At 71.7% G+C, this 11,775-nt stretch carries 9 protein-coding genes and 2 pseudogenes; 6 read left to right on the top strand and 5 right to left on the bottom strand.

All coding sequences use genetic code 11. The features are described from left to right. Window positions 1-62: 62 nt before the first annotated feature. Together QOL88_RS32220 and QOL88_RS32215 are read left to right on the top strand one after the other, a co-directional pair. On the top strand, window positions 63-827 hold the full coding sequence (locus QOL88_RS32220) for a hypothetical protein (RefSeq protein ID WP_179879018.1): 765 nt from the start codon (window positions 63-65) through the stop codon (window positions 825-827). Between the two features lie 115 nt (window positions 828-942). Further along, window positions 943-2,511: a CocE/NonD family hydrolase gene (locus QOL88_RS32215; protein ID WP_097221771.1), complete on the top strand. Its 1,569-nt coding sequence runs from the start codon at window positions 943-945 to the stop codon at window positions 2,509-2,511. Window positions 2,512-2,735: 224 nt separating this feature from the next. Here the strand turns inward: QOL88_RS32215 and QOL88_RS32210 are convergent, their stop codons facing one another. Both QOL88_RS32210 and QOL88_RS32205 read right to left on the bottom strand, forming a co-directional pair. Further along, on the bottom strand, window positions 2,736-3,479 hold the full coding sequence (locus tag QOL88_RS32210) for an amino acid ABC transporter ATP-binding protein (protein WP_283445915.1): 744 nt from the start codon (window positions 3,477-3,479) through the stop codon (window positions 2,736-2,738). Window positions 3,480-3,619: 140 nt separating this feature from the next. Next, the gene (locus tag QOL88_RS32205) at window positions 3,620-4,027 is read right to left on the bottom strand and encodes a DUF6278 family protein (protein WP_097221770.1); all 408 of its coding nucleotides are present in this window, start codon (window positions 4,025-4,027) and stop codon (window positions 3,620-3,622) included. A gap of 221 nt (window positions 4,028-4,248) precedes the next feature. On the opposite strand from QOL88_RS32205, the gene QOL88_RS32200 reads away from it, so the two are divergent. After that, on the top strand, window positions 4,249-6,033 hold the full coding sequence (locus tag QOL88_RS32200; protein WP_097221769.1) for an SGNH/GDSL hydrolase family protein: 1,785 nt from the start codon (window positions 4,249-4,251) through the stop codon (window positions 6,031-6,033). Here QOL88_RS32200 and QOL88_RS32195 read toward each other — a convergent pair. The 3 genes from QOL88_RS32195 to pcaDC are packed head-to-tail and all read right to left on the bottom strand — an operon-like array spanning window position 6,030 to window position 8,830. Then, the gene (locus tag QOL88_RS32195; RefSeq protein WP_030855038.1) at window positions 6,030-6,809 is read right to left on the bottom strand and encodes an exodeoxyribonuclease III; all 780 of its coding nucleotides are present in this window, start codon (window positions 6,807-6,809) and stop codon (window positions 6,030-6,032) included. The two genes, QOL88_RS32200 and QOL88_RS32195, sit on opposite strands and share 4 nt — an antisense overlap. A gap of 43 nt (window positions 6,810-6,852) precedes the next feature. Then, window positions 6,853-7,488 carry an MBL fold metallo-hydrolase gene (locus tag QOL88_RS32190; protein WP_097223274.1) on the bottom strand — a complete coding sequence of 212 codons (636 nt, stop codon included), beginning with the start codon at window positions 7,486-7,488 and terminating at the stop codon, window positions 6,853-6,855. Between the two features lie 34 nt (window positions 7,489-7,522). Then, window positions 7,523-8,830, bottom strand: a complete 1,308-nt coding sequence (pcaDC, locus tag QOL88_RS32185; RefSeq protein WP_097221768.1) for a bifunctional 3-oxoadipate enol-lactonase/4-carboxymuconolactone decarboxylase PcaDC — start codon at window positions 8,828-8,830, stop codon at window positions 7,523-7,525. Between the two features lie 24 nt (window positions 8,831-8,854). Here pcaDC and QOL88_RS32180 point away from each other — a divergent pair. From QOL88_RS32180 to QOL88_RS32170, 3 genes and pseudogenes are all read left to right on the top strand, one after another. Further along, window positions 8,855-9,286, top strand: a pseudogene (locus tag QOL88_RS32180) (TraM recognition domain-containing protein); the annotation flags it as partial. Next, a pseudogene (locus QOL88_RS32175) lies at window positions 9,283-10,554 on the top strand (DNA cytosine methyltransferase). The pseudogenes QOL88_RS32180 and QOL88_RS32175, both read left to right, overlap by 4 nt. After that, window positions 10,554-11,678: a DnaB-like helicase N-terminal domain-containing protein gene (locus tag QOL88_RS32170; protein WP_097221767.1), complete on the top strand. Its 1,125-nt coding sequence runs from the start codon at window positions 10,554-10,556 to the stop codon at window positions 11,676-11,678. The pseudogene QOL88_RS32175 and the gene QOL88_RS32170 overlap by 1 nt, the downstream one beginning before the upstream one ends. Window positions 11,679-11,775 lie beyond the last annotated feature (97 nt).

Below are 11,775 nucleotides of genomic sequence, written 5' to 3'. Positions count from 1 at the left end.
GCCATGGCCGCGTCAGGCAGGCGTCGAACACCGGTGCGTCGGGCCCGCTACCATGCGCGCCCATGAATGACGACGTGCGCAACATCGTTCTGGGTGTGGTCGCGGCGGGTATCAGTGCCGCGCTCGGCTGGGTGGCCCGCACCTACCTGTGGCGGCGCAAGCTCCGCCGGAAGCAGGTGTTCTTCGGGCTGCCGGACAACTCCGAGTCCCTGCTGGTGGTGAACCGGGGCGCGACGGGACCCGAACTCGCGGTGATGCGCTACGACGTGTTCGCCCTGCTCGAACTCGCCGCGCTGATCAAGGACTGCAACGCCCACGCCCAGATACTCCCGCACGACACGGCACGCCAGGGCTTCGGGGAGCGCACCGAGTTCTGCGTGGGCGGTCCGGCGTCCAACCGCCGGATGGCGGCCCATCTGTCCTCCCTGCTGCCGGGGGTGCGGGTGAACGTCGACTCCGAACCGGGCCCGGACCGTGGCGCGTTCCAGGTGGGCTCCGAGCGCTACCGCGTGGAGAACGGCAGGGAGGAGTACGCGCTGCTCGCCCGGGTCACGGCGGAGCGCAGCCAGAACACCCGTCCCGTGTTCCTGTTCTGCGGCCAGACCTCGATCACCAACCAGGCGACCACGCGGTACCTGGCCCGCAACCACGAGCGCCTGACCCGCAAGTACGGCAACAGCTCGTTCGTGCTGCTGCTCAAGGTGATCAACTCGCAGGCGTACGGTCCGGACGTCGTCGAACTGGTGGAGGACGTGACGCGCGCGGCGCAGACCGCGCTGCCCGCCGCCACGGCGGCGACTCCACGCAATACACACCGCGCCTCCTGAGGTCCTCCACCGCTCAACAATCGTTACTGGCACGTAACTTACCGACGGGTTACCCCTGGTAAAGGGTCGAGGTTACCGTTCGGTCACTTTGCACTGACACGAGTGAGGAGTGACCGTGGGACCCCACCGCAAGGCCCTGCGCACCACCGCCGTAGGCGCCGTCTCGGCGACTCTGGTCGCCTGCACCGCCCTCGGATTCACCCCCACCGCCCAGGCGGCCCCGAACCCCATCCGCTTCGTCGACATCGCCGGCGACGGCGGTACCGTCCTCAAGGCCAACGTCGTCACCCCCGCCGGGGCCGGCGACGCCGACCGCTACCCGCTGCTCGTCATGCCCACGAGCTGGGGTCTCCCCCAGGTCGAATACCTGGCCCAGGCGCAGAAGCTCGCCGATTCCGGGTACGTCGTGGTCACCTACAACGTGCGCGGCTTCTGGCAGTCGGGCGGCGAGATAGAAGTGGCGGGCCCACCCGACGTCGCCGACGCGTCGAAGGTCATCGACTGGGCGCTCGCCCACACCCCCGCCGACGCCGGGCACATCGGCATGGCGGGCGTCTCCTACGGCGCGGGCATCAGCCTGCTCACCGCCGCGCACGACAAGCGGATCAAGGCGGTCGCCTCGCTCAGCGGCTGGGCCGACCTGATCGGCTCGATCTACGCCGGGCGCACCCAGCACCTCCAGGCCGCCGCCCTGCTGGACGGCGCGAGCGTGGTGACGGGCCGCCAGAGCGCGGAACTCCGGCAGACCTTCGACGACTTCTACGGCTCCAACCTGGCGAAGGAGCCGGAACTCGTCACCTGGGGGAAGAAACGTTCCGCTGCGACCTACGTCGACCGGATCAACGAGAACGGTGCGGCGATCATGCTCGCCAACGCCTGGGGTGACAGCGTCTTCCCGCCCAACCAGTACGCCGACTTCTACGAAAAGCTGACCGGCCCGAAGCGGCTGGAGATGCGGCCCGGAGACCACGCCACCGCCGAGCTGACCGGCTTGTTCGGGCTGCCCAACGACGTCTGGAAGGACACCGGTCGCTGGTTCGACCACTACCTCAGGGGCGAGGACAACGGCATCGACCGCGAGCAGCCCGTCCAGCTCAAGTCCCGTTCCTCCGGCGGCTACGAGGGCTACCCGGATTGGAAATCGGTCGCCGCGACCGACCGGAAGATCGCCCTGGGGGGCACGACCACGATCCGCGCGAACGTGAACTCGGGGGCGGACGGCGGTGTCGTCTTCCTGTCCAGCATCCTCGACCAGGTGGCCCAGCTGCCGCCGATGGCCTCGATCCCGCTGCTCCCCCGCCGCTGGGCCGCCGTGTGGCAGTCACAGAAGTCGGCCACGGCCCAACAGGTACGCGGAACGACGACGTTGCACACGACCCTCACCCCGACCAAGGAGAGCGGCACCCTCGTCGCCTACTTGTACGACGTGGGGCCGCTCGGCCTCGGCAAGCTGGTCACCCACGCGCCGTACACCTTCCACGGGCGCACCCCCGGAAAGCCGTTCGGCGTCGACCTGGAGCTGCACTCCACGGCCTACGACGTCCCGGCCGGGCATCGCCTCGCCCTGGTCGTCGACACGGTCGACCCGCTCTACATCGAGCACAACCCGTCCGGCGCGCAGCTGACCTTCTCCTCGCCGGCGAACGACCCGTCGTACGTGTCGGTTCCGCTGCGCGAGCAGTGATCTCCGGCTGCCGCCGGACGGGCCTGGCCGATGTGAACCGCCGCCCCCGCGGCCTTCGGGCCGTGGGGGCCGCACCCGGTGGGAATGGCCCCGCGGACCGGGCGGGCGGTCTGCTCACCCCCTGACGGGTTCGGAAGCCTTCGGCGAAGTCCCCCTCTCCGACAGGGATGAAGGGCACATCGTAGTCGAGGCCCGATGCGATGAGCCGTCCGGTGCCTGCCCGTTCAGTGCTTGAGGATCTTGGAGAGGAAGTCCTTGGCGCGGTCGCTGCTCGGATTGGTGAAGAACTCGTCGGGGGTGCGGTCCTCGACGATCCGGCCGTCGGCCATGAAGACGACCCGGTTGGCGGCCGAGCGGGCGAAGCCCATCTCGTGGGTGACGACGATCATGGTCATGCCGTCGCGGGCCAGTTGCTTCATGACCTCCAGCACCTCGTTGATCATCTCCGGGTCCAGGGCCGAGGTCGGCTCGTCGAAGAGCATCGCCTTCGGCTCCATGGCCAGGGCGCGGGCGATCGCCACACGCTGCTGCTGACCGCCGGAGAGCTGCGCCGGGTACTTGTCCGCCTGGTCGGCGACGCCGACCCGGTCGAGGAGTTCACGGGAGCGCTTGTCGGCGTCCTCCTTCCGGCGCCCGCGGACCTTGACCTGCCCCAGGGAGAGGTTCTGCAGGACGGTCTTGTGAGCGAAGAGGTTGAACGCCTGGAAGACCATCCCGACGTCGGCGCGCAGCCGGGCCAGGGGCTTGCCCTCCGCCGGCAGCGGCTGCCCGTCGAGGACGATCTCCCCGGACTCGATGGTCTCCAGCCGGTTGATCGCCCGGCAGAGGGTCGACTTCCCCGACCCCGACGGGCCGATCACCACGACCACCTCCCCCCGGCCGACGGTGAGGTTGATGTCCTGCAGGACATGCAGCTCCCCGAAGTGCTTGTTGACGTCACGCAGCTCGATCAGCGGCTCGACGGCCATACTCAGCCCTACTCACTCTCAGCTGTGTGGTGGTTGCCGCAACGTATCCAGGCAAGATCGGACTTGTCGGGCGACACGCACTTTTCGATCATTAGCCGTATTTACGTCGGACTTTGGGCCAAAGGTTGTGGCCATGGCGCTCACGACTCCGCGACTTCCGCGTACAGCTGCGACAGCTCGGGCACCCCGTACGCGGCCCACTCGTGGCCGGCGTCGACGACGTCGAACTCACGGCCGGAGTCCAGGCGTACGACGGGCTGTCCGTCGGGACGGATCTCCCAGGCGGCGCCCGCGACGCTGCGCACGATGACGCTGCCCAGGTAGAGACCGGCGTCGTTGCCGAGCCAGGTCAGGGTGTCCTCGTCGTCCCGCCAGCGCGGCAGGAGCTGGTCGAGCGCCTCCAGCGAGGCAGCCGTGTCGTCCAGCCGGACTCCCGCCCGGGACGCCTGGGAGCGGAGCAGTTCACACTCGGCGAGGAGTTCCGCGATGCCTGCCGGATCGGGGACCCCGACCTTCTGGCGCCGGTTGCCCAGGAAAGGGATGTTCATACGTCCAGCGTGTCATTCGTACCGCCGTACGCACCACAGGGCGCGCGGACCCGTCGATCCCGGGCGGGTTCAGGCCGAGTTCACGCCGCGTGCGTTGACGGGTCACTCCCGTCTCCCTAACTTCACCGTGCGTCTTGCGTCTCGGCCGTCGTTACCTTTTCAGTTCCGTCCCTGCGTTTGTTGGTGTCGCGTCGTGTGTCGATGAGCGGGAGGAGTCGGCCGTGCGCCGATGTGTCCGGGGGATCCTGGTCGTCCTGGCCCTGTGCGGGTCGCTGGTCCCAGCGGTGTCGGCGCATGCCGCCGGGGAGGAGGGGCGGGCCGCGCCGGTGCCGCTTGAGCGGCTGTTCGACAACGTGGCGGTCAGCGAGGACGGCTCCGCCGAGGAGGCCGACTTCGACGGGTCCGGCGCCTCCTTGTCGGCGCGGGACCTGAGCGCCGCGGGCTGGACGCCCGGCCGCGCCCTCACCGTGCGGGGCGCCCGGCTGACCTGGCCGAAGCGGCAGCCCGGGGAGCGGGACAACGTCCGCGCCGCCGGGCAGGACGTCCGGGTCACGGGGCGCGGGGACGCCCTGGCCTTCCTGGTGGCGGGCACCGCCGGCACCGAGGTGGGCGGCCCGGGCACGGTCACATACGCGAACGGCACCCGCTCCGGGTACCGGCTGACCGCGCCCGACTGGCTCACCGGGCCGCTGGCGACCAAGGCGGTGGGCCTGCCCCACATCAACACGCCGGGCGGCCAACTCGCCCGGCAGGCCCGCCTGTACGTCGTGACGGTGCCGCTGGTTCCGGGCCGCGCGGTGACATCCGTCCGGCTGCCGAGCGCGGCCGGACTGCACGTCTTCGCGGTGTCGGTGCGGACCGCCACGCAGGGCTGGACGGGCAGCTGGGCGACGGCCACGGGCGGTCACGCCGCCGTGGGCCCCTGGACGGACCGGACCCTGCGACTGGTCGTGCACACCTCGGCCGGCGGGCCCCGGGTGCGGGTGCGGTTCGACAACACCTTCGCTGCGGCTCCGGTACGGATCGGGAGCGCCACGGTCGCGGTACAGGCGAACGGCGCGGCCTCGCGGAGCACGCCGGTGGCGCTGTCGTTCGGCGGTGGTACGGGCGTGACGATCCCCGCCGGGGCGCAGGCGTACAGCGATCCGCTCGGCTTCTCCGTCCCTGCGGACGCCAATCTGCTGGTGAGCTTCCACCTGCCCGGGACGGTTTCCGCGGCGCCCGTGCACGGTCTCGCGCAGCAGCGTTCCTACGTCAGCGAGCCAGGCGACCACACGGCGGAGGGCGCCGCCGGGGCGTACACCTCGATGATCACCCGCTGGCCGCTGCTCGCCGGGGTCGACGTGAGCGGCGGGCCCGGGTCCGTGGTGCTGCTCGGGGACTCGATCACCGACGGCGACAAGTCGACGGTGGACGCCAACCGGCGCTGGCCGAACGTCCTGGCCGGCCGGCTCCTGAAGCAGGACACCGTCCCGCGCTACGGCGTGCTGAACCTGGGCGTCTCGGGCAACCGCGTGGTCACCGACCGGTACCCCGGCGACGGGGTGTCCACGGACACGGCCGGGGTGAGCGCCCTCAACCGCTTCGACCGGGACGTCCTCGCCCAGCCGTCGCCCCGTACGGCCGTCGTCTTCGAGGGCATCAACGACCTGCGGTGGGGCACCTCCGCGGAGCAGGTGATCGCGGGGCTGCGGGAGCTCGCGGCGCGCGGGCACGCCCGGGGGCTGCGGATGCTCGCCGCGACGATCCTGCCCTGCGAGGGCGAGGCACGGTGCACGGCCGCCGTCGACGCCGAGCGGGTCGCCGTGAACGCGTGGATACGCGACGGCGAGATCTTCGACGGCGTGCTCGACTTCGACGCGGTGGTCCGTGATCCCGGGCGGCCCGCCCGGATGCTCCCCGCCTACGACAGCGGGGACCATCTGCATCCGGGCGACACGGGGCTGGCGGCCCTGGCGGACTCGGTCGACCTGCGGCTGCTGCGGCCCCTGGGCGACAGGCCCTAGACGTCCAGGTCCACGACCACGGGCGCGTGGTCGGACGCGCCCTTGCCCTTGCGCTCCTCGCGGTCCACGTACGCGTCGCTGACTGCCTTCGCGAAGGGCGCGTTGCCGTAGACTAGGTCGATGCGCATGCCGCGGTTCTTCGGGAAGGAGAGCTGGCGGTAGTCCCAGTACGTGAACGGGTGGTCGTACTTGAGGGGCCTCGGGACCACGTCGGACAGGCCCGCCTCGCGCAGGGAGGCCAGGGCGGCGCGCTCGGCCGGGGTGACGTGGGTGGAGCCCTCGAAGAAGGCCGGGTCGAAGACGTCGTCGTCCGTCGGCGCCACGTTGTAGTCGCCCATCACCGCGAAGGGGCGGCTGCCCGCCGCGTCCCCGGCGACGGCGGCCTTGAGCGCCTCGAACCACTGGAGCTTGTAGGCGTAGTGCGGGTGGTCCACCTCACGGCCGTTCGGCACGTAGACCGACCAGACGCGGAGCGGGCCGCAGGTCGCCGAGATGGCGCGGGGCTCCACCGAACCGTCGAACCCGGGGTCGCCGGGCACACCCTTGACGACGTCCTCGATGCCGACGCGGGAGAGCACCGCCACGCCGTTCCACCGGCCGGTCGCGTGGACCGCCGACTCGTAGCCCAGCTCGCGCAGTTGCTCCGACGGGAACTGCTCCTCGGCGACCTTGGCCTCCTGGAGGCACAGCACGTCCGTGCCGCTGCTCTCCAGCCAGGCCAGGAGCCTCGGCAGGCGGGCGGTGATCGAGTTCACGTTCCAGGTCGCGATGCGCATGTCCCACAACCTACCCGGCGGGTCTGACAACGCCGTCCCGGCGTCAGAGGTCCGCCGACGCTCCCGGGGTGAGCCGCAGGTGCTCGGAGCCGCCGAGCTGTCCGATCTGCCGGTCGTAGATCGGGCGGGCCAGGTCGGTGAGCAGGGCGTCGTGGATGTCGTAGGCGCGCCGCGGCCTCAGCTCACGGACGTAGTCGATGACCTCGGAGATCTTGCTCCAGGGGGCCATGACCGGAAGCAGCAGCGTCTCGACGGGGTGGTCGGGGACGGTGAGGGCGTCGCCGGGGTGGAAGACCGTGCCGCCGTCGACGAGGTAACCGACATTGGTGATGCGCGGGATGTCCGGGTGGATCACCGCGTGGAGCTCACCGTGGACCTGGACGTCGAAGCCCGCGGCGGAGAAGGTGTCGCCGTGGCCGACGGTGTGGACGCGGCCGGGGAAGGCGGAGGAGATCCTCTCCGCGACCGCCTTGAGGGTCCAGATCTCGGCGGCCGGGTTGTCCTCCATCGCGGCGCGCAGGCGGAGCTCGTCGAAGTGGTCGGGGTGCTCGTGGGTGACGAGGATGGCGTCCGCGCCGAGCGCTGCGTCCTCCTCGCTGAACCCGCCGGGGTCGAGGACGAGCGTCCGGCCGTCCTTCTCCAGGCGGACGCAGGCGTGCGACTTCTTCGTGAGCTTCATGGTCTCCATCCTGCCTCGGGCCCCGTGAAGAGGCTCACTCCTGCGGCGTGGTCTCCTCGCGGATGACCTGCTGGGCCACCTTGAACGCGCTGTTCGCGGCGGGGACGCCGCAGTAGACGGCCGCCTGGAGCAGCACTTCCTTGATCTCGCCCGGGGTGAGGCCGTTGCGCAGGGCGGCTCTGGTGTGGAAGGCCAGCTCGTCCAGGTGCCCCCCGGCGACCAGGGCGGTGAGGGTGATGCAGCTGCGGGTGCGCCGGTCGAGGCCGGGGCGGTCCCAGATCTCGCCCCAGGCGTAGCGGGTGATGAACTCCTGGAAGTCCCCGGAGAACTCGTCGGCCTGCGCCAGCGCCCGGTCGACGTGCGCGTCGCCCAGCACCTCGCGGCGGACCTTGATCCCGGCGTCGTACGGGTCGGGCCGCCCCTGCGCCTGCGGCGGTACGGCGACCGGGGCGATCTCGGCGACGGGCCCGGTCTGCGGGGGCTGCGGCGGGGCGGGCGACAGGACCGGCTTGAGGGCGACCGGAGGCAGGACGTTCTGGCCGGTGGAGGTCTCGAACGCGGGCTGCCAGGCGGTGGAGAAGTGCCGCACCAGCAGGTCGGTGACGGCCGCGGGCTGCTCCACCGGGACCAGGTGGGAGGCGCCGGGGACGACCGCGAGGCGCGCGTCCGGGATCCCCGCGACCAGCGTGCGGGCCTCGGCGGGGCCGGTGACCTGGTCGTCCGAGCCGACCAGGACCAGGGTCGGCACGCCGACCCGCCCGAGCTCGGGGCGGACGTCGAACGAGGCGAGCGCCTCGCAGGAGGCGATGTAGCAGCCGGGGTCGGTGGTCCGCACCATCTGCACGGCCCACTCGGTGATCGCGGGCTGCGCGGCGGCGAACCCGCCGGTGAACCAGCGCTCGGGCGCGGTACGGGCGATGGGGTCGAGGCCGTTGGTGCGGACGATCACGCCCCGCTGCCGGAACTCGTCGGCCGTGCCGAAGCGCGGCGAGGCGGCGATCAGCGCGAGCGAGGCGAGCCGCTCCGGGTGGCGCAGGGCCAGCTCGATGCCGACGGCGCCGCCGAGCGCGCAGCCCGCGTAGCCGAATCGGTGGACGCCGAGTCCTTCGAGGGTGGCCAGCAGCCGCGTGGTGAGGTCGCCCACCGACCCCGCCGGGTACGCGGGGGCGCCGCCGTGGCCGGGCAGGTCGAACCGGAAGACGCGCCACTGCTTGATCAGCTCGGGGATCTGGCGGTCCCACATGTGCCAGGTGGTCCCCAGTGAGGGACCGAGGATCAGGACCGGGGCGTCTTCTGGCCCGTCAAAGCGGTATTGCAGGGTGTTCGACGGTGTCTCACTCACGCCCCAGACCCTCTCACGTCTCACCTACAGTCCTACCGCCAGGGCCAGAAGGTCTGGGGAGACGCGGGCATGGACGCCATGTGGTCCGCCTCGACTCTCAAGGTGATCGGCAGCGGTATTGACGACCCGGACTTCGCGGACAAGCTCAGCCGCCTGATCGGTGACCACGACGTGGAGACCACGTCCACCTCGCACTCAGAGTCCGGAAAGAGCACGTCGGTGTCGATGCGGCAGGAGCGGATCTTGCCCGCCGACGCGATCCGAGCCCTGCCCAAGGGAACCGCGCTCTGCTTCGCCACCGGCATGCGCGCCGCCATGCTCGACCTTCGGCCGTGGTACCGGGAGCCCGGCGCGGAGGAGCTGTCCGCGGCGTCCGCCCGCGCGTCGCAGGCAATCACCGCCCGCGCCGTCGCGAAGCACGCGCCGACACAGTCCGACTTGGGGCTGGCCACGTGATACTCGACCTCTTCACGGGGCCGGGCGGCTGGAGCAGGGCACTGCACGTCCTCGGCGTGCGCGACATCGGGCTGGAATGGGACGAGTGGGCGTGCAAGACCCGGGCTGCGGCTGGGCAGTTGACGATCCGCACCGACGTGGCAATGTATCCGACCTGGCCCTTCATCGGCCGCACCCGCGGAATGATCGCTTCCCCTCCGTGCCAGGCGTGGAGCATGGCCGGCAAACGCCTCGGCCTGCTCGACCAGCCGCTGGTGCACGCGGCGGTCGAGGACCTGGCCGCCGGACGCGACTCCCGCGAACGCCTCCTCGCCGCATGCCGTGACGAGCGCTCCCTGCTCGCAGCCGAGCCGATGCGCTATCTCTACGCCCTGAACACGGTCGGCGAACCCGGCTGGGTCGCCATGGAGGAAGTGCCGCACGTCCTGCCCTTGTGGAAGCAGTACGCGGCCGTCCTGCGCGGGTGAGGGTTCTCCGTCTGGTACGGGATCCTCAACGCGGCCGACTTCGGCGTCCCGCAGACCAGGAAGCGGGCGATACTCCTGGCCTCCCGCGTCCGTACGGCGCAGCCTCCTACCCCCACGCACTCCCAATTCGCCGAACCGGAGTCGCTGTTCGGTCCGGGCCGCGCCCGCTGGGTCAGCATGGCCGAGGCTCTGGGATGGGGCGCAACCGACCGGCCCGTCCCCACCGTCTGCGCGGGCGGTGGACCCGGCGGCGGCCCCGAACCGTTCCCGTCGGGCTCCCGCAAGACGCTGTCCGACGCCCGTGAGCGCGGCACCTGGATGCCCCGGCCGGACGGAGTGGTCCTGCAGTCCCGTCGTGAAGGCGCCGGATGGGCGGCCCGGCACGGCACCCGCGAGAACCGGGCCGCCGACACTCCGGCGCCGACGTTCACCGCCGAGGCCCACCGCTGGTCCTGGTCCCTGCGCAGCAACAACCAGGCAAACGCCACTGTCCGTCCACTGTCCGAGCCGGCCGGCACGCTGTTCTTCGGGCACCGCGCGAACGAGTGCACTTGGATCGCCGAGCCCGCCTCACCGCCGGCTATGGATGTCGACGCGCCTGCGGTTCCCGAGGCGATCCGGATCACCGCCCACGAGGCGGGCCTCCTGCAGACCTTTCCCGCCGACTACCCCTGGGCCGGCAACAAGGGCCAGCAGTTCTCCCAGATCGGCAACGCCGTGCCTCCGCTGCTCGCCGGCCACCTCCTCGCCTCGCACCTCGGCGTCACCCTCGACCCCGACGACTTCACCCTCGCCGCCTGATGCCCCACGCCCCCGAACCCGACGAAGACGACCTCGACGCGATCGCACCGCCCCAGCCGGTGTTCCACGTGGAGCAGGCCCTCCTCGGCGCCCTCCTCCTCGAACCGCACCGCCTCAGCAACGTGACCGGCATCGCCGCGGCCTCGTTCTCCACCGCCGCGCACGCCACCCTGTACACCGCGATCACCACCCTGCCGCCGCCCGACCCCGCCGAGCACGCGAAGAACACCAAGTGGCTCGACCGCGTGCTCGCCACAGGCCGGGAGCAGGTGTGCGGACTAACCGCCTCCTACCTGCACACCCTCGTCCAGGTCTCCCCCTGGCCCAGCCACGCCCCCGCCTACGCCCGGATGGTCGAGGCGGAGCACGCCCGCCGCCGCCTGCTGACGGCCGCCGAACGCCTCGTCCACACCGTCCACGACGTCTCCCTCCCGCACCCCGTCCAGACGGTGCTCGCCGAGGCCGATGCGCTCGCCGCGGTCGTGGACGACATCGCGAACCGCTTCCCCCCGCGCTCCGGCGTCCTCCCCCGCACCTCGGCACCGCCCCCCGCCCTCGCCCCCGACCACACCGAGGCGGTCGAGGAGGAGCAGATGCTGCTCGCCACCGCAACGGCCTACCCCTCCGACATCGAAGCCGTCCGGTGGCTGCTCCCCGACGACCTCACCCTGCCGCTGCACGCCGGCCTGTGGCAGTGCCTGACCGGCCTTGCCCGCCGCCAAGAGCCCGTCGACCCCGTCACCGTCCTGTGGGAAGCCCAGCAGCGCGGCCTGCTGGACGACGGCAGTGAACCAGGCGAGGTCCTCCGCCTGCTGGCCGAACCGGCCGGATCCGTCGAGCACTGGGGCGGGCGCGCCCTGCAGCGCTCCCTCCTGGCCACGGCCGAGCACACCGGCCGGCGCATCGAGGCATACGCCGGCGCCCCGGCGAACACCCCCTTCCAGCTCGTCGTCGGCGCCCGCCGCGCCCTCGCCGACACCGCCGCCGTCCGCACCCGCTGGCAGCACGCCACCGCACCCCTCTGTTGCCCGCCTCCACGTCGGCGACCGGCGCCCACCACCCGCGCCGGCCCGCCGACCACCACGGCCGCACACGCCGCCCGGTCCACACGAGCAACCCGATAACCCCCGCGTACACCGGTGGCCGGGCCTCAAGGCCCGGCCACCGGCAGAACAGACGAGACCCCCACGTGACTCCCGCCATCGACGCCCACGTCCGCCT

The sequence above is a fragment of the Streptomyces sp. Ag82_O1-12 genome (assembly GCF_900182715.1).
GTDB lineage: Bacteria > Actinomycetota > Actinomycetes > Streptomycetales > Streptomycetaceae > Streptomyces > Streptomyces massasporeus.
This window is presented reverse-complemented; position numbering and strand designations above follow the sequence as displayed.

Coding starts and splice junctions, on each gene's coding strand:
- QOL88_RS32210 (WP_283445915.1), bottom strand. CDS start 3,479: ATGGCCGTCGAGCCGCTGATCGAGCTGCGTGACGTCAACAAGCACTTC.
- QOL88_RS32170 (WP_097221767.1), top strand. CDS start 10,554: ATGCCCCACGCCCCCGAACCCGACGAAGACGACCTCGACGCGATCGCA.
- QOL88_RS32205 (WP_097221770.1), bottom strand. CDS start 4,027: ATGAACATCCCTTTCCTGGGCAACCGGCGCCAGAAGGTCGGGGTCCCC.
- QOL88_RS32220 (WP_179879018.1), top strand. CDS start 63: ATGAATGACGACGTGCGCAACATCGTTCTGGGTGTGGTCGCGGCGGGT.
- QOL88_RS32195 (WP_030855038.1), bottom strand. CDS start 6,809: ATGCGCATCGCGACCTGGAACGTGAACTCGATCACCGCCCGCCTGCCG.
- QOL88_RS32190 (WP_097223274.1), bottom strand. CDS start 7,488: ATGAAGCTCACGAAGAAGTCGCACGCCTGCGTCCGCCTGGAGAAGGAC.